We start from the raw sequence: 18,731 nt of genomic DNA on the forward strand, positions 1-18,731 counted from the left end.
AGGGGGATAGCAAGTGCAAAGGAGCAATAACAGAAACCAAGCGAGTCAGTTTTAATGGCTCGCTCATATTATGAGGTGCTATTGAGAAAACGTTTTAAGCTTTTTAATACTGTGTACTAAAAACGGAATATCAAGTCCTTGCTCAATAGAAAACCCTTCAGCCGCGGAAATGTTTCTAAAGTTTCCATCACGATCAATCAGCGTAATTCTATCTTTTTTATAAGCAATTACGACACCTTGTGAGTAATTAACGCCAATATTATTGCTTTTACTGTATAAGTTTTCGCCTAGCATAGTTTGCTTAGCAAGCGCATTACAGTTTAAGTATTGGCCAAGGCTAGTAGCAATAATATCACTAGGTTGAATTAAGCCATTCACTTTAGAAATAAACTTATCTGAGCTATATAGCGTTGACGTGGTCACTATTTCATTGCTGTTTTGAGACACACTAAATGCAAAAAACTCAGTAGCATCATCACGAACCGTTGCATTTTCAGTCGCTTTAATCACCCTGATTGCACTGTCTTTGTGTGCTTGCTCGTTAATAAAGCTCAGCTCATCAATACCAAATACTTTTACACTTCGACGTTGGCTTTGCCAAACGGGTAAGGTTTGTTGCTCAATAATGTCGGTTTTATAAAATGCAGGCAGGCCATACACCAAACCAAATAGCATGTCGCTCTGATCGGTGGGTTGTAAAAATTGTTGGTTTTTATAAATGCTTTTTTTGCTAGCAACAAATTTTGTTAACTGCTCGTCATTATCAAAAACTAAAATATCAACTTTAGCCGCGTTGTAATCTTCACATTTTGCTAATGGGGTAGGTATTTGGTAATTAATACCTTGGTTATTAATTTTAACATTATGTGCCTGTTCGTAGCTTTCAACATCCAATAAGTCGTTTTTAGCGAGTAAACTTTTGGCTGTAGTAGGGTACGAAAGTGGCAGTACGTTGTCTTGCTTGGTGATATCAAACTTTAAATTTGCATCAGCCCAAATATGAATGCTGTGGCTTAATGCAAAACAAATCACTAAAAAAGAACCTGCATAACGCGCAAATTTAAATTGCTTTAAGCGTGCTAGATGGTGCCAAGTAAAGTTACTAACTGTAAGCTGAAAGCCTAAAATAAGTAATACAATACTTCCTGCTAGCAAGGTAGTGAGCGCCGGTGAATTTGTTAAGCGGTGCCACAACAGCGAAATAATTTCAGGCAGTGCTGAGGCATTTAAGTGATAGCCTAAGTTAAAATACACATAAGCGTCTAAAGTCAGTATTGAAGCACCTATTGTTGCTATCACTGCCGCCATGCCGCGAATATGCTGCGGATAGGGGAACACTAAACTTAAAGGAAAGACCGTCAGCACAAACGCTAAAAAGGCAATAAAGCTGGTGTGGCTTAGCCACGTAACCACCATATAAGTGATACCTATATTAGTGGTGGGTGGCGAGTCGGCAAATAAATAGCTTAAGCTAATTAAAAGCGCCAGACCAATATTGGCAAATGTAAACCAATGGCCCCAACTTAATAATTGACTTGCTTTCGATGAAAACTGGTTATGCTGCGATAAATTCATAGAGTTTATTTAACCGACTGAGCGAGTGCTTTTGCAAAGTTCTCAGTAACAGCTTGTCTTTTCCCTGTTGGTACATGCTCTTTTAAGATATGCGTGATAGAATTTCCTAAACACATAAGACTTAAATCAACCGGCGCATTGTGTTTTGATAAAACATCAATAAGCTGATCGACGATTTGTTCTACTTCTTCATTAGAGTATTTTGATAAGATTGGCATCAGTTGGTTCAATAAAAATAGTTATATTCCCGTATTTTAACACCAGAGGCGTGAAAAACAAAGATGGCAATAGATGTTAAAAAATTAGTCGTGCACTATGTAGACAAAAAAGATGACGACACCCAAATTCACCTTCGCAACGACGAAATGATGATCAACGACAAAGTTGCTGTATTCATTGAGCAATTACACCACGCCTACAACGGCAAGCCAGGCAAAGGTTTTTGTGCTTTTAGTGGTGAAAAAAACAGTATTGTAGCCTCTACTATGCAAAGCTATCGTAATAATGAGCTTGGCTTTTGGCATATGACCGAGCAGGCATCAACGGTATTAAAAGAAGAGTTAGATAAATACGCCTTTAATGAAACTGGCTACTTAGTATTTTGTCATTATCAGTACGTGGCTACTGATTATATGTTGATTGCCATGATCAACATTAAAGAGCACTACTCCATGACTTCAGAGCTTGATTTAGCCGCATCGCGCCATTTAGATATTTCGCGTATGCAATTGGCTGCTCGCATTGATTTAACCGCATGGGATACCCAAGCAGACGACAATCGTTATATTTCGTTTATTAAAGGTCGTGCAGGGCGAAAAGTGGCTGACTTCTTTTTAGATTTCTTAGGTTGTGAAGAGGGCATTGATCCTAAGCAACAAAGCCAAGTAATGCTAAGCGCGGTAGAAGACTACTTATCAGAGCAAGAATTTAATAAGTCTGAAAAAGACGATTTACGTAAACAAGTATTTGATTATTGTAACGACTGTGTCACCACAGGCGAAGAGGCTAATGTAAGTGAGCTTTCAGCAACGCTGACCAAAGGCGACGACAACCCGTTTGAGAGCTTTTGTAAAGAGCAAAGCTATGACCTAGAAGAGTCATTTCCAGTTGATAAGAAAACAGTAACAAGTATGGTTAAGTTTTCAGGCTTAGGTGGCGGTGTGAGTATTAGCTTTGAGCGTAAACATTTAGGTGAACGTGTAACATACAACGAAGCAACAGATACACTGGTAATAAAAGGCATTCCGCCAAACCTTAAAGACCAACTGCAACGTTTCATGGAACAAGAGCAAGATTAAACTCACGGCGAGCTGTGAGCTATGGGTTTCGGGCCCTGGCTCGTAACCCGATCCCCACAGCCCGTTAACCTTCGATTGTAACTTTACCCTCTAAAAGCGCAGCGTCTCTTAGCTCTCTTTGTGCATAATTTTCTTAAGATCTAATTGCACGGAGAGAAGAGAATGAGGATTAAATGAGAAGATAAAACAGGTATTAGCAGATAACTGGTAGACGTAGAGCTTGCTCACGTGTGAAGCGAAGCTTCAAATGTTTTAACCTTAACCCGCTCCTCGCAGCCCGAACCCCGTTGCCAGTTACATAAATATCAGGCAATAAAAAACCGCGTTAAAATCAATTAACGCGGTTTTTTTATGCTTTGAGCTAAACTTAGTGCTTATTCAGCATTAAGTGTTTTAGTCATTGCTGAGCTAGCACGACCTGCAGGTTTTACCGAGCCAGGGCGAAGGCCACTGTCAGGGATTAACTCACGTTTGTCATGTGCCATTGCAACTGATGTATGCTTGATTTCGCTATCAGCTACAGGTGTTGGCTGTGCCATTGGCGCACTTGCATGTCCAGCTGTAATCACTGTTTTAGCGTTAACATTAGTAGAGCTCGCTTGCGACACTGTCACAGGCTGACTTTCAACTACAGGCGCTTCTTTAGCTTCTACAGGTGTTTCAGTAGCACTAACCGGTGCAGTTTCTGCTTCAACAGCGACTTCTTCAGTTTGTACTGGCTCTTCAGATTTCACTGGTTCTTCAGTTTTCACTGGCTCTTCAGTTTTCACTGGTTCTTCAGTTTTAACTGGCTCTTCAGCTTTCACTGGTTCTTCAGCTTTCACTGGTTCTTCAGTTTTAACTGGCTCTTCAGTTTTAACTGGCTCTTCAGCTTTCACTGGTTCTTCAGCTTTCACTGGTTCTTCAGCTTTCACCGGCTCTTCCGCTTTTACTGGTTCTTCAGTTTTCGCTAATTCTTCTTCAACAATATTTTGCTCGACTGCATCAGAGGCATCAACAGCCGTTTTGTGTGCCTTTGCTTTTAGCTCTGCTTCATATTCAGCTGCAGCTTGATCAGCAACGGGTACAAACGCAGGCGCTTCATCAGAAGACTTTTCTTGCGCGTTTTCACCTTCAGGGCGACGACGACGCTGACCTGATGCACGAAGATGACGTGGTGAACGACGTGAACGAGTGCGTGTTTGCTCTTGTTCTTCATCTTGTGTTACTGCGTTATCGTTTGAATCAACAACAGCTTCTGCTTGTTCTTTAGCAGGTGCAGGTGCTTTTTCAACAACAGGCGTTTGCTTTTCAACAACAGGTGCTTGCTCTTTCACTTGTGGCTTTTCTTCTTTCCCCACAGGTTGCTCAACAGCTTGTTCTATTGTTTGAACTTGCTCAGCACTTTCGTCTTGTACGCGAACTTTTTTGCGTAAATTACGACGTTGACGACGTACCTTAGGCTTTTGCTCTTTTGGCTCAGCATTCTTATCAGATTTAGGCGCAGTATCCGCTTTTTGAGTTGCCTCTGCTTTTACTTGCGTTTTATCTTCTGTTTTATGCTCAGGACGTTTACGCGTATTTGAATTACGACGGCGCTTATTGCGGTTTTCATTCTTTTCTTGCGTATCGCTTACAGGTGCTGAGTCATTTTTAGTTTCAGACTCTGTATTACGTTCGTTGCGTGGTTTATTACGTGGGTTATTATTGCGACGACGTTGGTTGTTACGACGACGATTATCATTACCACGGTTGTTATTGGTACGCTCTTGAGATTTTTTATCTGTAGACTCTTGTGTTGTTTGTTCACTTTCGCTTGCAAATAACGACTTAATCCATTTACCAAGTGCAGTAAATAAGCCAATTTCAGCTTTTGCTTCTACTACCGGCGCTGCTTTTGCTGCTGCTTGTGGAGCAGGGCTAGAAGGCATAACGACACCTTTAAGCTTCGGCTCTTCACGTACAGGTGCTGCAGGCGATTTAGACATTTCAAATGCTTCAGGCTCAGGCGCAACAACTTGCTCATAACTTACTGTTTCAAGTGTTTCGTCTTTACGTAAACGCATAACTTCGTAATGTGGTGTTTCCATGTGTTGATTAGGAATAATCACTACATCACATTTATGATGCTTTTCAATGCGGTGAACGCTACGACGCTGCTCATTTAATAAATAAGCGGCAACGGCAACAGGCACTTGTGCGTTTACTTGTGCAGTGTTGTCTTTAATCGCTTCTTCTTCAATCAAGCGTAAAATTGATAGTGCAATTGACTCGTTTGAACGAATAGTACCTTGACCACTACAACGTGGACAAACACCTTGGCTTGCTTCACCTAGTGAAGGGCGTAAGCGCTGACGCGACATTTCAAGTAAACCAAAGCGCGAAATTTTGCCAATTTGTACACGAGCACGATCTGGGCGAGCAGCATCTTTTAAGCGGTTTTCTACTTCACGTTGATGACGTGGAGGTGTCATATCAATAAAGTCGATAACAATTAAACCACCCAAGTCACGTAAACGAAGTTGACGTGCAATTTCATCCGCTGCTTCTAGGTTGGTGTTAAGTGCTGTTTCTTCAATATCACCGCCTTTTGTTGCTTTAGACGAGTTGATATCAATAGAGGTAAGTGCTTCAGTAGGGTCAATAACAATTGAACCGCCTGACGGTAAACGCACTTCACGTTGGAACGCAGACTCAATTTGGCTTTCAATTTGGTAATGCGTAAATAATGGTGTGTCACCTTGATAAAGCTTAACGCGGCTCATAAAGTCAGGACGAAAACGCTCAATGTGCGCTTTAGCTTCTTCAAAAACACGTGGTTTATCAATTAAAATTTCGCCAATGTCACGACGTAAATAATCGCGAATAGCGCGGAAAATAACGTTACTTTCTTGGTGAATTAAGAATGGCGCTTTAGCACTGTCTGCCGCTTGTTGAATGGCTTCCCAGTGGACTAATAATGCTTTTAAATCGTAGTTTAGTTCTTCAAACGATTTACCAACACCCGCAGTACGTACAATTAAGCCCATACCTTTAGGTAGTTCTAAACGGCTTAGCGACTCTTTAAGTTCAGTACGCTCATCACCTTCGATACGGCGAGAAATACCGCCAGCACGAGGGTTGTTAGGCATAAGCACTAAGTAGCTGCCGGCAACACTGATAAAGGTAGTTAATGCTGCACCTTTTTGGCCGCGCTCTTCTTTATCAACTTGTACGATTACTTCTTGACCTTCTTTGATCACGTCGCGAATATTCGGACGACCATGGAAGGTGTAACCTTGCGGGAAGTAAGTACGAGCAATTTCTTTTAATGGAAGGAAACCATGACGATCAGCACCGTAGTCAACAAATGCTGCTTCTAAAGATGGTTCAATGCGTGTGATTTTGCCTTTATAAATATTGGCTTTTTTCTGTTCGTGACCTGGGCTTTCTATATCTAAATCATATAGGCGCTGGCCGTCAACCAGTGCTACGCGCATTTCTTCTTGCTGCGTTGCATTGATTAGCATACGTTTCATAATGTTACTCTACTAGTTTATGTCGCTGACATGACGATGTTTTTCTCGCCTGTTCAGGTGTTCCTATTTTTAGAATGTGCAGCCTCACGACTGGGTCTTTAACGGAACGGCTCTGTATTTTGGTACGCAGTATTTTAAATGCCGGCAAACAATAGGGTGTTATCACGCTATTAAATTCTAAAAGGATTCAAATGTGTCGGCTATTTAGCTCAATACACGTTTTATCCAGAAGTTGGCCTGTCATATCAATCTTATTAAATGCATTCATATTAGGTGCGTAGGGCTCTTTAGGTTCAAACCATAGTTTCGTTTTTAAAACTACCGTTATCTATTTTATGAGCAAAAATCGCTACCGATGTTAATGAACGCTTATTTATTAGATTTTTTTAGTTCTAAATAAGCTGCTGTACGTTACTACTACAATATTTGAGCGAATTCTGAACGGCGTGTTTTTACGCCGTCACTATCAGACAAATTATCTGTTCATTGCTTTTACTATCACATTAAAAATCAATTCATGTTCAAACTTAACCTGCAATATATTACGCGCATTGCCGTTAGTTGTGCGCACGTGTTAACTGGGTATGTATAAAAGCTTTGGAAAACTTAACTCGGATCTGTATGATCGGTTACCCAGAATGTGCATCACGAATGTTTTGTTGTGTTAAAAAGCACCGTTGTTATTTGCAAATACTAAATATTTGCGCTGCTGATTATCCCACTATTATAACCGTGTTAGCAACTAAATTATTTTACTTAAATCAGTGATTAGGCAATGTCAGAAAAAACCGGCTTACAAGTAACTTTTGTCACTATCAACGAAGACCACTTAGGTCAGCGTATTGATAACTTTCTTATTACCCATTTAAAAGGGGTGCCTAAAAGCGCAGTTTACAAAATTCTTCGTAAGGGTGAGGTGCGTGTAAATAAAAAACGTATTAAGCCTGTTTATAAATTGCAGCTAGACGACGTTATTCGTATACCGCCAATTAGAGTGTCAGAGCGTGAAGAGTTTGTACCGTCAAAACTCGATAAAGTAACGCGCCTCGAAGACGATATATTATTTGAAGATAAATACCTGATTGTTATTAATAAGCCCTCAGGCATGGCTGTTCATGGCGGTAGTGGCTTAAGCTACGGGCTTATTGAAGCATTACGCGTTTTACGCCCAGAAGAGCGTAGCCTTGAGCTTGTGCATCGGTTAGACCGCGATACCTCAGGTTGTTTACTTATTGCTAAGCGTCGCTCAGTGCTGACCGCTTTGCATGAGCAATTACGCGAAAAAACCATGGAAAAAAATTACTGGGCATTGGTAGAAGGCCAATGGGACTCGAAAACGAAAAATGTAACGGAAGGTTTGCGTAAAAATACCCTTAAATCGGGTGAGCGCGTAGTACGTGTTGATAACACGGAAGGCAAACCGTCGCATACCCGTTTTAAAGTGCTTGAGCGTTATAACGATTGTTCATTAGTACAAGCATCCCCTGTAACTGGTCGTACTCACCAAATTCGTGTGCACACTCAGTGCCAAGGTCATGCCATTGCCTGTGATGACAAATACGGCGACCAAGGATTTGACGAGTCAATGCGTAAACGTGGTTTAAACCGCTTATTTTTACACGCCCATGATTTAAGCTTCTATCATCCGAAAAACGAAACCACTATGCGAGTAGAAGCACCGCTTGATAAAGCACTATCAAGCTGTTTAGTTAAACTTAGAGCAGCAAAAGCGTGAATGTAACGCCGATTAAAAAATATAAACTGGTGATTTTTGATTGGGATGGCACCATTATGGATTCAATTAGCAAAATCGTTAATTGCATTCGCAAAAGTGCCCAATCGCTTAATATTGAGCCGCCAAGTGATACCGCCAGTAAAAATATTATTGGTTTATCGCTTGAAAACGCAATCGCAACCTTGTTTCCTGACCACCGAGAGCATCACGAAGCGCTTATTGCAGGATATAAACAGCAATATGCACTTGATACCACCCCAACACCGGTGTTTGATCATGTTGCACAGGTACTTACTGCGTTAAAAAGCCAAGGTGTAATTTTGGCCGTGGCTACAGGAAAAAGCCGAGTAGGGTTAGATCGTTTATTAGGTGAAAGTGAACTGAGTCACTTTTTTAGTGCTACGCGAACCAGTGACGACGCTAAATCAAAGCCTGCTCCCGATATGCTTTATCAATTGCTTGAAGAGCTAGGGGTAAGTGTTGATGAAGCGCTAATGATAGGCGACACCCAAATAGATATGGCAATGGCAAAAGCCGCTGGCATGGATAGAATAGGGGTAACCATGGGCGTGCACAACGCTGCGCAATTAAACGAATTAACCCCGATTGCAACCGTTGACAACTATCAGCAGTTGCAAAATATATTACTCGGTTAATCAGTTAATTTGCGCTAGGCATTTGCGCTGCTAATACATCAACACCAAACTCAGCCAATAATTGGCTGAGTTTAATCAGTGGTAAACCAATTAAGCTGTTTGGATCATCACCACTGAGTCTTTCAAATAAACAAATACCCAAGCCTTCACTTTTAAAACTTCCTGCACAGTTATAAGGTTGCTCTGCATCGCAATAAGCACTTATTTGCGCCGTTGTTAACGTTTTAAAGGTTACATTGAATGGCTCAACAATGGTTTTGCATTGCTTAGTATGAATATCGAACACACACAAGCCCGTTAAAAAAGTGACTGTTTGCCCGCTAAATAAGCTCAATTGCTTTATTGCGTTTTCTTTATTGTGCGGCTTACCTAATATTTGACCATCAAATACAGCAACCTGATCGGAGCCAATTGCGAGGCCTTGGTCAAAATGATCGACGGCTGCAGCGGCTTTTAATTCGCTGAGGCGCTTAACAAGCATGGTTGGTGTTTCGTTTTTATGCGGCGTTTCGTCAACATCGGGCGAAAACGTTTCAAACGGCAGATTAAATTTTTGTAATAAAGACTGCCTAAATGGCGAGCTTGAGGCTAATATAAGGGAGTGCTTCATGGCATGTTTTCCTAGCGTAAATCAGATTGAGTTAGGATAAATCAGATCCGTGAGTAAAACACGTGAAAAACAACGTAAAATTGGTTTTTTACTTTGACTAACTTACTAACTATCTATATGATGCAGCCCCTATGCAAAAGGTGAAAATTCCCATCACCCTTCATCCGGGCAAAGCAGCTCAGCATCGTTTAAAGTATGACGGCGTTGTACCGCTTGAGAAACTTCCTCGTTTACGAGGGGTTATCCAGGAAGAAGTAGGTGAAATAGCGGTAAAAATTCATTGCAAAAACGATGAGCAAGGTTTAGTTGTGATTAGTGGCAATTTGTCCACACACGTAACTGTCACTTGTCAACGTTGTAATGGTGATTTAGGGTTGGATTTGGATCAAGACTTTGTGTATTCGCCAGTCGGTTTGGATGCAGAGTCAGATGATCTTCCAGAAAGCTACGACGAAGTAGCACTTGATGAAAATGGTGAAATAGACGTATTTGAGTTAATCGAAGACGAACTTATTTTAGCAGTGCCATTAGTGCCTACCCACAACGAAGCTTCATGCAGTTATACAGCAGAGCCTGCCAGCTTTGGTGTTTTAAAGGCGGAAGATGATAAACCAAATCCATTTGATATTTTGAAACAACTTAAGAAAGATTCTTAGGAGAAGACTATGGCTGTACAAAAAAGCAAAAAGTCTCGTGCAAGACGCGGCATGCGCCGTTCACACGATGCGATCAGTGGTCCAACTTTAACTGTAGACCAAACATCTGGTGAGACTCATCGTCGTCACCATGTGACTGCAGATGGTTACTACAAAGGCGTTCAAGTAATTTCTAACTAAGAGATTGCTTATATGCTGACTAATCTAACCATAGCGTTAGATATGATGGGGGGCGATTATGGCCCCCGTTCATCTATCCCCGCAGCCGTTCGTGCGGTAAATGCTAATGCCAACTTAAAACTCATTTTATGTGGCAACGAGCAAGTAATAGCTAAACAACTAGAATCACTCGATTCACTTTCTCATCCCAGATTAATTATTCGCCATTGTAACGATGTTGTTACCAATGCCTGCGAACCCGCTGTTGCTGTTCGCTCAAAAAAAGATTCTTCCATGCGAGTTGCCCTTGATTTAGTTAAATCGGGTGAAGCGCAAGCCTGTGTTAGCTCTGGCAATACAGGAGCGCTATTTTTTATGGCGCATTACGTATTAAAAATGCTTCCAGGGGTGAAACGTCCCGCACTTATCTCTGCTGTACCTACTGAACGTAAAAATCCCGTTTACTTACTCGACTTAGGCGCTAATGTGCATTGTGATGCGCAAATGCTGTATCAGTTCGGCATTATGGGCTCTGTGGTTGCAGGCCAAGCACTTGGCTGCGATAACCCTAAAGTGAGTTTATTAAATATTGGTGCTGAAGATATAAAAGGCCATGAAGAAATTAAGCAAGCCGCACAATTAATGCAACAAAGCGAGCTGATTAATTATATTGGTTACAGTGAAGGCAGCGATATTTTTTCTGGCAAAGCCGATGTTATTGTCTGTGAAGGCTTTGTTGGTAATGTTGCACTTAAAACCTGTGAAGGCATTGCTAAACTTATCATGAAAAAGTTTACCCGTGCCCTCGAAAAGCACGTCGTTTACAAGTGTATGGCGTTTATGTTGGCGCCAATCATAAAAAAACTCTATAAAAGAGTGAACCCCGACCAGTATAACGGCGCTTCTCTGGTAGGATTGCGCGGTATTGTTGTTAAAAGCCATGGAAATGCCTCAGCTAAAGCATTTCATGCCGCAATCGACGAAGCAGTGAAAGAAGTAGAACGTCAACTTCCAGATAAAATAGCTGCTATTTTCGAAAAAACACATTCTAAAGACACGGCGGTTGAATAACAGTTAACGTGCCGTGTTACACATTATTTATTTTGTTTAATTATAAGAGCAAATTATGGCACAAAAAATTGCACTTCTTTTTCCAGGTCAAGGCTCGCAAACTGTGGGTATGTTACAAGAGCTACTAGCGAGTTCTGACATAGTAAAAGCTACATTTGCAGAAGCTTCAAGCGCACTTGGTTACGACCTAGCAGACCTTGTACTTAACGGTCCAGAAGAAAAACTAAATCAAACACACCGTACTCAGCCTGCACTATTAACTGCAAGCGTTGCTATTTATCGTCATTGGTTAGCTGCAAATCCAGATGCAGACGTCGTTATGGCAGGTCACAGCCTGGGTGAGTACTCAGCTTTAGTATGTAGCGATGTGATCAGTTTAAGCGAAGCCGTAAAATTGGTTGAAAACCGCGGTTTATACATGCAAGAGGCCGTACCTGCTGGTGTAGGTTCTATGGCCGCAATTATTGGTTTAGGCGACGATGAAATTAAAGCCGCTTGTGCAGCAGCGGCACAAGGTGAAGTGGTTTCTCCAGTAAACTATAACTCGCCAGGGCAAGTGGTTATTGCCGGTCATAAAGATGCAGTTGATAGAGCCTCTGTTGCTTGTAAAGAAGCCGGAGCAAAACGTGCACTGCCATTATCGGTAAGCGTACCGTCGCATTGTGAACTAATGAAACCAGCCGCAGAAAAATTAGCCGCCGATTTAGCCGCTTTAACATTTAATACACCTAAGTGTGATGTAATTAATAATGTTGATGTAAAAGCTGAAGGTTCAGCAGATGCAATTAAAGAGGCATTAGTGCGTCAGCTATATAGCCCAGTACGTTGGACCGAAACGGTACAAGCACTGGTTGCACAAGGTGTAACGCAAAGTTATGAATTTGGTCCTGGTAAAGTACTAACCGGGCTTGCAAAACGTATTGATAAAGCGATGGTGTGTGGTTCAGTTAACGACCTTGCATCAATCGATTCAGCTAAATAAGAGTATATAAAATGAGTAATTTATTTTCTTTAGAGGGCAAAGTTGTCCTGATCACTGGCGCTAGCCGTGGTATTGGTAAGGCCATTGCAAACACATTAGTAGCACAAGGTGCAAAAGTAGCGGGCACAGCAACAAGTGAGTCGGGTGCGGCTAAAATTAGTGACTACTTAGGTGATAACGGTAAGGGCTATGCGTTAAACGTAACGGATCCTGCATCGATTGAGGCGACATTAGCGGCAATTAAAGCCGATTTAGGTGATATTGATGTATTAGTAAATAATGCCGGTATTACGCGCGATAATTTATTAATGCGCATGAAAGAAAATGAGTGGGACGATATTATCGATACCAACTTAAGCTCTATCTTCCGTTTATCTAAGGCTGTACTTCGCCCAATGATGAAGAAAAAGAACGGCCGTATCATCAATATCGGCTCTGTAGTGGGTACTATGGGTAATGCGGGTCAAGCTAACTATGCGGCCGCTAAAGCGGGTGTTATCGGCTTTTCTAAGTCACTAGCGCGTGAGGTAGCCTCTCGTGGTATTACTGTAAATGTGGTTGCACCTGGTTTTATTCAAACAGACATGACCGATGATTTGACAGATGAGCAAAAAGCAGCAACGCTTGCAAACGTACCTGCGGGTCGTTTAGGTCAGCCAGATGAGATTGCAGCTGCAGTATGTTATTTAGCATCTGACGCCGCTGCGTATGTATCAGGTGAAACTTTGCATGTAAATGGTGCGATGTACATGGTTTAAGTTCGCAATGCGAATTAAATAAACTATAAATTGCATGCGGGTTTGCTAAAAAATATTGAATTTTTCGCAAACTTGCTTTAAACATACTTGAAATCGCTGTGAAAATAAGCGATAAAAGATAAAATAAACACTCAAGAGGTTTGACCAGCAAATTATTTATGGTCAAAAGATTGAATCAGAGAATTATCGGACGTAAACTACGCCGCAATCTGAAAATAACGCATTGGCGTTTTTAATAAAGGAAAGAAGAATGAGCGATATCCAAGAACGCGTAAAGAAAATTATCATCGAACAGCTAGGTGTTAAAGAAGAAGAAGTTAAAAACGAAGCTTCATTCGTTGATGACCTAGGTGCAGACTCTCTTGATACTGTTGAATTAGTAATGGCTCTTGAAGAAGAGTTCGACACTGAGATCCCAGATGAAGAAGCTGAAAAGATCACTACAGTACAATCTGCAATCGATTACGTTACAGCTCACGCTGAGTAATTAATCGCAAATTAAGGGCAGCATTCGCTGCCTTTAATCTTTATATCCAAACCACCTCAAAGTACATGATTCAATTCCAAACCCTCACTCATCATCAGCAATTAAATTGTTATTGCTCAGCGTTGGTTATTGGTTTGAGACTCGCACTTTGAGGTAGCTTGGGTATGATCATCCCCCATACTAATAACATAACTAGCAACAGCGTTAACGCTGAAATAAACTGAGCTAAGTTAATTGGTATAATAATAATTCCTTATTGGAGGCAAACCGTGGCTAAACGTCGTGTCGTCGTAACTGGCTTAGGAATGTTGACGCCGCTAGGCAATGATGTTCAATCAACCTGGCAAGGCTTATTAGATGCTAAAAGTGGTATTCAAAATATTACCCACTTTGATACATCAAAATTTGGTACTCACTTCGCTGGTTTAATCAATGGTTTTGATGCATCGGCTTATATGTCACCAAAAGATGCTAAAAAAATGGATTTATTTATCCAGTATGGCATTGCAGCGGGTGTTCAAGCTTTTCAAGATTCTGGCCTCGAAGTCACTGAACAAAACGCAACACGCATAGGTGTAGCGGTGGGTTCAGGCATTGGTGGCTTAACTCTCATTGAAGAAAACCACATAAAATTATTAAACAGCGGCCCACGTAAGTTATCGCCGTTTTATGTACCGTCTACCATTATTAATATGATCTCGGGTCATTTATCTATAATGCACGGCTTACGTGGTCCTAATATTTCAATTGTAACGGCATGTACTACAGGCCTGCACAACATTGGCCATGCCGCTCGTATGATTGCCTACGGCGATGCCGATGCAATGGTTGCCGGTGGCGCAGAAAAAGCCTGTACACCAATTGGAATGGGTGGCTTTAACGCCGCACGTGCGCTTTCAACGCGTAATGACGATCCACAAGCAGCGTCTCGCCCGTGGGATAAAGACCGTGATGGTTTTGTACTTTCTGATGGTGCCGGTGTGGTGGTTGTTGAAGAATACGAACACGCGAAGGCACGTGGCGCTAAAATTTATGCAGAACTTGTTGGTTTTGGTATGAGTGGTGATGCGTACCACATGACCTCACCACCAGAAGATGGCGCAGGTGCAGCTCTGGCTATGGAAAACGCATTAAATGATGCGCAAGTAAATGCAGAGCAAGTTGGCTACATCAATGCACATGGTACGTCTACTCATGCGGGCGACAAAGCAGAAACGTCAGCGGTTAAAACTATTTTTGGTGATTCAGCTAAAGATGTAATGGTAAGTTCATCTAAATCTATGATGGGTCACTTACTTGGAGCGGCGGGCTCTGTTGAGTCGATAGTATCTATTTTATCGTTGACCGAGCAAAAAGTGACGCCAACGATTAACTTAGATAACCCAGATGAAGGCTGTGATTTAGATTACGTACCGCATACAGCACGTGATGCTAAACTTGATTACGCTTTGTGTAACTCATTTGGGTTTGGTGGTACTAATGGCTCGTTACTGTTTAAAAAGGTATAATCTTTTTTAACAACGAACGACAATAAGAACCCAGTTGTTTAACTGGGTTTTTTTATGTGTAAAAAAATATGCAAACAATAATAACAGCAAGTGAAACCAGTAATATAAGCACCCGTGATAGGGGCTTAAATTATGGCGATGGCTTTTTTACCACTGCAATGGTTACTGATGGACAAGTTGAGCATTGGGCTTATCATAAAGCACGTTTAATTGAATGTGCGCAGCGTTTGGGCTTTCCTGCACTTGAATTTAATGCACTAGAGTCGCACATTACTCAGCAAGTAGCATCACAGGCGCAAGCGGTTGTTAAAATTGTGGTAACACGCGGCGAGGGCGGGCGAGGCTATGCGCCACCAAGCGAATGTAATTTAAATATTATTGTGAGTGTTTTACCTTATCCAGATCATTATAACAGTTTAACAGATGCAGGCATTAGTTTAGCTATTAGCCCGATTAAGCTGGCCGTTCAACCTCATTTAGCTGGACTTAAAACTTTAAATAGGCTTGAACAAGTACTGATCAAAAATGCCCTACAAACTCAGCACAGCGATGATGCGTTAGTCCTTGATTACAACAACAATGTAATTGAAACTTCAGCGGCTAATATTTTTGCAATAAAAAATAATAAAGTATTTAGCCCAAGGCTCGATGAATGCGGTATTAAAGGTGTTTTTCTGCAATCTTTATGTGATAAATTAACCGTTGAATTTAAAACTGTCAGCGTTGATGACCTTACCCAAGCAGACGCCGTATTTTTATGTAACAGCTTAATGAAAATTGTGCCCGTAAAAAGTATAGGCGAGCACTGTTTTGATATTGTGCACAGCCAATCATTACTAAACGAGTTACTAGCCAAGGAGGCTTAGTGTTAAAAGTTATATTATCAGTATTACTACTGGCTTTTTTTAGCTCTGTGATTGGCTACCAGCAATTACAAGCAACCATTCAAACGCCATTAAAGGTAGCCACTAACACCCAATTTAAAGTTGAAAAAGGCACCGGTTTTAATAAGTTATGTCGTCAGTGGCAACAGCAGCAGTGGCTTGAAGATTGCTGGCGGTTTCAAATATTAGCTAAACTCGACCCAACCTTGACCGATTTAAAAGCGGGTTTGTATGAGTTGAGCGTAGATAGCGTAATAAACAACATAAAAAAAATAAACCAAGGTGAGCAAATTAGTTTTAGCTTTACCATTATTGAAGGTCAAGCACTTAGAGATGTATTAAATACGGTAAAAATTGCTCCACATTTACAAAACGATTTAAAACTCGAACAGCTTGGCGAGCAAATAATCGGCAAGCAAACTCACCTTGAAGGATGGTTGTTTCCCGATACCTATCATTATCATAGTAACGACAGCGCGAGTAGTTTATTAAAGCGTGCAGCGCAAAAAATGCAGCAAACACTGGCAGATGCATGGCAGCAACGGGCAAGTGATTTACCTTACAATACCGCCTATGAGGCCCTGATAATGGCTTCTATTATCGAAAAAGAAACCGCGCTTGCCAGCGAACGCCCGTTAATTGCTTCGGCGTTTATTAACCGCTTAAATACCAATATGCGCTTACAGACCGATCCTACCGTAATATATGGACTAGGCGAAGATTTTGACGGCGATATTAAACGTAAAGACTTAAGAAATTACACCCCGTATAATACCTATCGTATTAACGGATTACCGCCCACACCGATTGCCATGCCCTCCAAAGAAGCCATTTTAGCGGCGGTAAACCCGCCCAAAAGCGAGTATGTTTACTTTGTAGCCAAAGGCGATGGTAGCCATCAGTTTTCAACCACATTAAAACAACATAATGCGGCGGTTAACCAGTATATTTTAAATAAAAAGAATTAGTGTTTATGAAACCAAAATTTATAGTTATAGAAGGCCTAGAGGGCGCGGGTAAATCTACCGCCATTGCCCTGTGCCAAGACTTTTTAAATCATCACCATGTTGATTTTATCAATGTGCGCGAACCCGGTGGAACACCACTGGCTGAATCGTTACGTACTTTAGTAAAAGCAGAACACCAAGAAGAAATAGCTTTTGAAACTGAGCTGCTAATTATGTATGCCGCGCGTTCACAACTAATGCATAATGTGATCAACCCAGCGCTTGAACAAGGCCAGTGGGTATTGGCTGATCGTCACGATTTATCGTCACAGGCGTATCAAGGCGGTGGGCGAGGAATTAGTGCAAACACGTTAGCGTCGTTATCGTCTATGGTGTTAAAAGGTTTAAAACCCGATTTAACTATTTACTTAGATATAGACCCTGTTATTGGCCTTGAACGTGCAAAAGGCCGTGGTGAGCTAGATAGAATTGAGCAAGAAGCCATTGAGTTTTTTCAGCGCACCCGTATGCGTTACATTGAGCTTGCAAATGATGACGACAGCATAAAAACAGTTGATGCCAACCAAAGTATTGATAAAGTTCACCGTGATATTACCAATGTACTACGCACGTTTTTTTCAGGGTTAAAATAATATGGCATTGCCGTGGCTTAATGAGGTAGAGCAACGCTTAACTCAAAGCTATAAAGCGCAACGTTTTCATCATGCGCAACTGTTTTGTGGGCCCATTGGGGTTGGCAAATTTGAACTAAGTGAGCAACTCGCAAACAGTTTGCTATGCCAAAATACGCAAGTACAGTTAAGTAGCCCCACTAGCGTACTAAGACCTTGTGGGCAATGTAAAAGTTGTTCATTAAACTTAGCGGGTACACACCCAGACAAACGCATTACCCGAGTAGAAGGGCAAAGCATAGGTGTTGATGATATTCGCGGCATAAGCGATTTTATGCACCAGTCAGCTGCGCAAAATGGCAATAAAGTAGCGATTATTCAAAACTGCGAAAAAATGACCACCGCAGCCGCTAATGCGTTATTAAAAACCCTTGAAGAGCCAAGTAATAGTCGGTTTTTAATCCTGACAACCAGCCAAGTGGCGCAGTTACCAGCGACTATTTTAAGCCGTTGTGCTAAAACCGAGGTTAAAGTAACTAATAACCAATTAGCACAACAATGGTTAAGTAGTTTGGATGTGCCTAACTATACCTGGTTGTCGTTATTTTATAGCCAACCATTGCAAGTAAAGCAGTGGCAACAGCAAAATCAGCTAGAAAATATTGATACGCTTTATAAATTTGCAACTGAGTTTAAACAAAGCCATAATTTCAATGCGTTAGTCGATATAATAAATAAACAGCCCGAGCTTGTTCGTATTTTTACTTTATTTTTAAGTGAGCAGCTCAAACAACAGCTTTTAAATGGCATGAGTTTTGACTCTTATCAAGTTGCTCAGCAAGCACTGAATGATTTTTTACAGAATAACATACAAATACTTGGGTTAAATTTACCGCTTGCGGTATCACGACTAGCGTATACATTACGTAACCAATAAAAAGGACTAGATATGCAAGAGCTATTAGTAGATATAGACGACCTTGATGAACTATATCGCTGTTACATGCCTTTTTTAAAAAAAGGTGGGTTATTTGTACGCACCAATATGCGTTATGAACCTGGGTATTCACTTGCCTTACGCGTTACCTTGCCTGACGCGCTAGAAGATGACGTGGTAACCGGAAAGGTTACGTGGGTCACTCCACAAGGCGCTCAGAGCTCAAATCCACCGGGGATCGGTATTAGCTTTTTAGATGACAAAACCAATCTAAACGCGAAGATCGAAAAACTGCTGGGGACTATGTTAAACTCCGGCAATCCAACTTATACCATGTAG

General features: G+C 41.3%; 19 protein-coding genes. 15 read left to right on the forward strand and 4 right to left on the reverse strand.

The window, feature by feature from the left end; all coding sequences use genetic code 11:
- Nucleotides 1-78: 78 nt before the first annotated feature.
- Complete coding sequence (locus tag FLM47_RS06235) at nt 79-1,575, reverse strand: DUF3413 domain-containing protein (protein WP_178955746.1); 1,497 nt, start codon at nt 1,573-1,575, stop codon at nt 79-81.
- 5 nt (nt 1,576-1,580) lie between these two features.
- On the reverse strand, nt 1,581-1,793 hold the full coding sequence (locus FLM47_RS06240) for a DUF1414 domain-containing protein (protein WP_008109847.1): 213 nt from the start codon (nt 1,791-1,793) through the stop codon (nt 1,581-1,583).
- A gap of 63 nt (nt 1,794-1,856) precedes the next feature.
- Here FLM47_RS06240 and yejK point away from each other — a divergent pair, with 63 nt between their 5' ends.
- Nucleotides 1,857-2,873 carry a nucleoid-associated protein YejK gene (gene yejK, locus FLM47_RS06245; RefSeq protein WP_178955748.1) on the forward strand — a complete coding sequence of 339 codons (1,017 nt, stop codon included), beginning with the start codon at nt 1,857-1,859 and terminating at the stop codon, nt 2,871-2,873.
- A gap of 374 nt (nt 2,874-3,247) precedes the next feature.
- Here yejK and rne read toward each other — a convergent pair whose 3' ends face one another.
- Nucleotides 3,248-6,370, reverse strand: coding sequence for a ribonuclease E (rne, locus tag FLM47_RS06250; protein ID WP_178955750.1), 3,123 nt, complete (start codon nt 6,368-6,370; stop codon nt 3,248-3,250).
- Nucleotides 6,371-7,145: 775 nt separating this feature from the next.
- Here rne and rluC point away from each other — a divergent pair.
- Nucleotides 7,146-8,105, forward strand: a complete 960-nt coding sequence (rluC, locus tag FLM47_RS06255; RefSeq protein WP_054200702.1) for a 23S rRNA pseudouridine(955/2504/2580) synthase RluC — start codon at nt 7,146-7,148, stop codon at nt 8,103-8,105.
- Nucleotides 8,102-8,761 (forward strand): HAD-IA family hydrolase, encoded by a 660-nt coding sequence (locus FLM47_RS06260; RefSeq protein ID WP_178955752.1) that lies wholly within the window; start codon nt 8,102-8,104, stop codon nt 8,759-8,761. The genes rluC and FLM47_RS06260 overlap by 4 nt, the downstream gene beginning before the upstream one ends.
- A 4-nt stretch (nt 8,762-8,765) precedes the next feature.
- On the opposite strand, the gene FLM47_RS06265 is transcribed toward FLM47_RS06260, so the two are convergent.
- The gene (locus FLM47_RS06265; protein ID WP_178955753.1) at nt 8,766-9,371 is read right to left on the reverse strand and encodes a nucleoside triphosphate pyrophosphatase; all 606 of its coding nucleotides are present in this window, start codon (nt 9,369-9,371) and stop codon (nt 8,766-8,768) included.
- A 131-nt stretch (nt 9,372-9,502) separates the two neighbouring features.
- Between FLM47_RS06265 and yceD the strand changes: the two genes are divergently transcribed.
- The 12 genes from yceD to FLM47_RS06325 all read left to right on the forward strand — a co-directional run bounded on the left by yceD (nt 9,503) and on the right by FLM47_RS06325 (nt 18,731).
- Nucleotides 9,503-10,027, forward strand: a complete 525-nt coding sequence (gene yceD / locus FLM47_RS06270; RefSeq protein ID WP_008109862.1) for a 23S rRNA accumulation protein YceD — start codon at nt 9,503-9,505, stop codon at nt 10,025-10,027.
- A 9-nt stretch (nt 10,028-10,036) separates the two neighbouring features.
- Nucleotides 10,037-10,207 carry a 50S ribosomal protein L32 gene (gene rpmF, locus FLM47_RS06275; protein ID WP_008109865.1) on the forward strand — a complete coding sequence of 57 codons (171 nt, stop codon included), beginning with the start codon at nt 10,037-10,039 and terminating at the stop codon, nt 10,205-10,207.
- Between the two features lie 12 nt (nt 10,208-10,219).
- On the forward strand, nt 10,220-11,257 hold the full coding sequence (plsX, locus tag FLM47_RS06280) for a phosphate acyltransferase PlsX (RefSeq protein ID WP_008467405.1): 1,038 nt from the start codon (nt 10,220-10,222) through the stop codon (nt 11,255-11,257).
- 55 nt (nt 11,258-11,312) lie between these two features.
- Nucleotides 11,313-12,239 (forward strand): ACP S-malonyltransferase, encoded by a 927-nt coding sequence (gene fabD / locus FLM47_RS06285; RefSeq protein ID WP_178955755.1) that lies wholly within the window; start codon nt 11,313-11,315, stop codon nt 12,237-12,239.
- Nucleotides 12,240-12,250: 11 nt separating this feature from the next.
- Complete coding sequence (gene fabG, locus FLM47_RS06290; RefSeq protein WP_010389634.1) at nt 12,251-12,997, forward strand: 3-oxoacyl-ACP reductase FabG; 747 nt, start codon at nt 12,251-12,253, stop codon at nt 12,995-12,997.
- Nucleotides 12,998-13,247: 250 nt separating this feature from the next.
- Nucleotides 13,248-13,484: an acyl carrier protein gene (gene acpP, locus FLM47_RS06295; protein ID WP_008109873.1), complete on the forward strand. Its 237-nt coding sequence runs from the start codon at nt 13,248-13,250 to the stop codon at nt 13,482-13,484.
- A 269-nt stretch (nt 13,485-13,753) separates the two neighbouring features.
- On the forward strand, nt 13,754-14,992 hold the full coding sequence (gene fabF / locus FLM47_RS06300) for a beta-ketoacyl-ACP synthase II (protein ID WP_178955757.1): 1,239 nt from the start codon (nt 13,754-13,756) through the stop codon (nt 14,990-14,992).
- Nucleotides 14,993-15,060: 68 nt separating this feature from the next.
- Nucleotides 15,061-15,858, forward strand: coding sequence for an aminodeoxychorismate lyase (gene pabC, locus FLM47_RS06305; RefSeq protein ID WP_178955759.1), 798 nt, complete (start codon nt 15,061-15,063; stop codon nt 15,856-15,858).
- Nucleotides 15,858-16,844: an endolytic transglycosylase MltG gene (mltG, locus tag FLM47_RS06310; protein WP_178955761.1), complete on the forward strand. Its 987-nt coding sequence runs from the start codon at nt 15,858-15,860 to the stop codon at nt 16,842-16,844. The genes pabC and mltG overlap by 1 nt, the downstream gene beginning before the upstream one ends.
- Nucleotides 16,845-16,849: 5 nt before the next feature.
- The gene (gene tmk / locus FLM47_RS06315) at nt 16,850-17,476 is read left to right on the forward strand and encodes a dTMP kinase (RefSeq protein ID WP_010389641.1); all 627 of its coding nucleotides are present in this window, start codon (nt 16,850-16,852) and stop codon (nt 17,474-17,476) included.
- Nucleotide 17,477: 1 nt separating this feature from the next.
- Complete coding sequence (locus tag FLM47_RS06320; RefSeq protein WP_178955763.1) at nt 17,478-18,392, forward strand: DNA polymerase III subunit; 915 nt, start codon at nt 17,478-17,480, stop codon at nt 18,390-18,392.
- 12 nt (nt 18,393-18,404) lie between these two features.
- Nucleotides 18,405-18,731 (forward strand): PilZ domain-containing protein, encoded by a 327-nt coding sequence (locus FLM47_RS06325; protein WP_010389644.1) that lies wholly within the window; start codon nt 18,405-18,407, stop codon nt 18,729-18,731.

It is taken from the genome of Pseudoalteromonas sp. Scap06, assembly GCF_013394165.1.
In the GTDB taxonomy this organism is placed as follows: domain Bacteria; phylum Pseudomonadota; class Gammaproteobacteria; order Enterobacterales; family Alteromonadaceae; genus Pseudoalteromonas.

What these genes read in the sequence shown, in the direction of transcription:
- yejK (WP_178955748.1), top strand. Translation starts at nt 1,857, where the DNA reads ATGGCAATAGATGTTAAAAAATTAGTCGTGCACTATGTAGACAAAAAA.
- FLM47_RS06235 (WP_178955746.1), bottom strand. Translation starts at nt 1,575, where the DNA reads ATGAATTTATCGCAGCATAACCAGTTTTCATCGAAAGCAAGTCAATTA.
- FLM47_RS06240 (WP_008109847.1), bottom strand. Translation starts at nt 1,793, where the DNA reads ATGCCAATCTTATCAAAATACTCTAATGAAGAAGTAGAACAAATCGTC.
- rluC (WP_054200702.1), top strand. Translation starts at nt 7,146, where the DNA reads ATGTCAGAAAAAACCGGCTTACAAGTAACTTTTGTCACTATCAACGAA.
- rne (WP_178955750.1), bottom strand. Translation starts at nt 6,370, where the DNA reads ATGAAACGTATGCTAATCAATGCAACGCAGCAAGAAGAAATGCGCGTA.
- FLM47_RS06325 (WP_010389644.1), top strand. Translation starts at nt 18,405, where the DNA reads ATGCAAGAGCTATTAGTAGATATAGACGACCTTGATGAACTATATCGC.
- fabG (WP_010389634.1), top strand. Translation starts at nt 12,251, where the DNA reads ATGAGTAATTTATTTTCTTTAGAGGGCAAAGTTGTCCTGATCACTGGC.
- acpP (WP_008109873.1), top strand. Translation starts at nt 13,248, where the DNA reads ATGAGCGATATCCAAGAACGCGTAAAGAAAATTATCATCGAACAGCTA.
- tmk (WP_010389641.1), top strand. Translation starts at nt 16,850, where the DNA reads ATGAAACCAAAATTTATAGTTATAGAAGGCCTAGAGGGCGCGGGTAAA.
- yceD (WP_008109862.1), top strand. Translation starts at nt 9,503, where the DNA reads ATGCAAAAGGTGAAAATTCCCATCACCCTTCATCCGGGCAAAGCAGCT.
- plsX (WP_008467405.1), top strand. Translation starts at nt 10,220, where the DNA reads ATGCTGACTAATCTAACCATAGCGTTAGATATGATGGGGGGCGATTAT.
- pabC (WP_178955759.1), top strand. Translation starts at nt 15,061, where the DNA reads ATGCAAACAATAATAACAGCAAGTGAAACCAGTAATATAAGCACCCGT.
- FLM47_RS06265 (WP_178955753.1), bottom strand. Translation starts at nt 9,371, where the DNA reads ATGAAGCACTCCCTTATATTAGCCTCAAGCTCGCCATTTAGGCAGTCT.
- fabD (WP_178955755.1), top strand. Translation starts at nt 11,313, where the DNA reads ATGGCACAAAAAATTGCACTTCTTTTTCCAGGTCAAGGCTCGCAAACT.
- FLM47_RS06320 (WP_178955763.1), top strand. Translation starts at nt 17,478, where the DNA reads ATGGCATTGCCGTGGCTTAATGAGGTAGAGCAACGCTTAACTCAAAGC.
- rpmF (WP_008109865.1), top strand. Translation starts at nt 10,037, where the DNA reads ATGGCTGTACAAAAAAGCAAAAAGTCTCGTGCAAGACGCGGCATGCGC.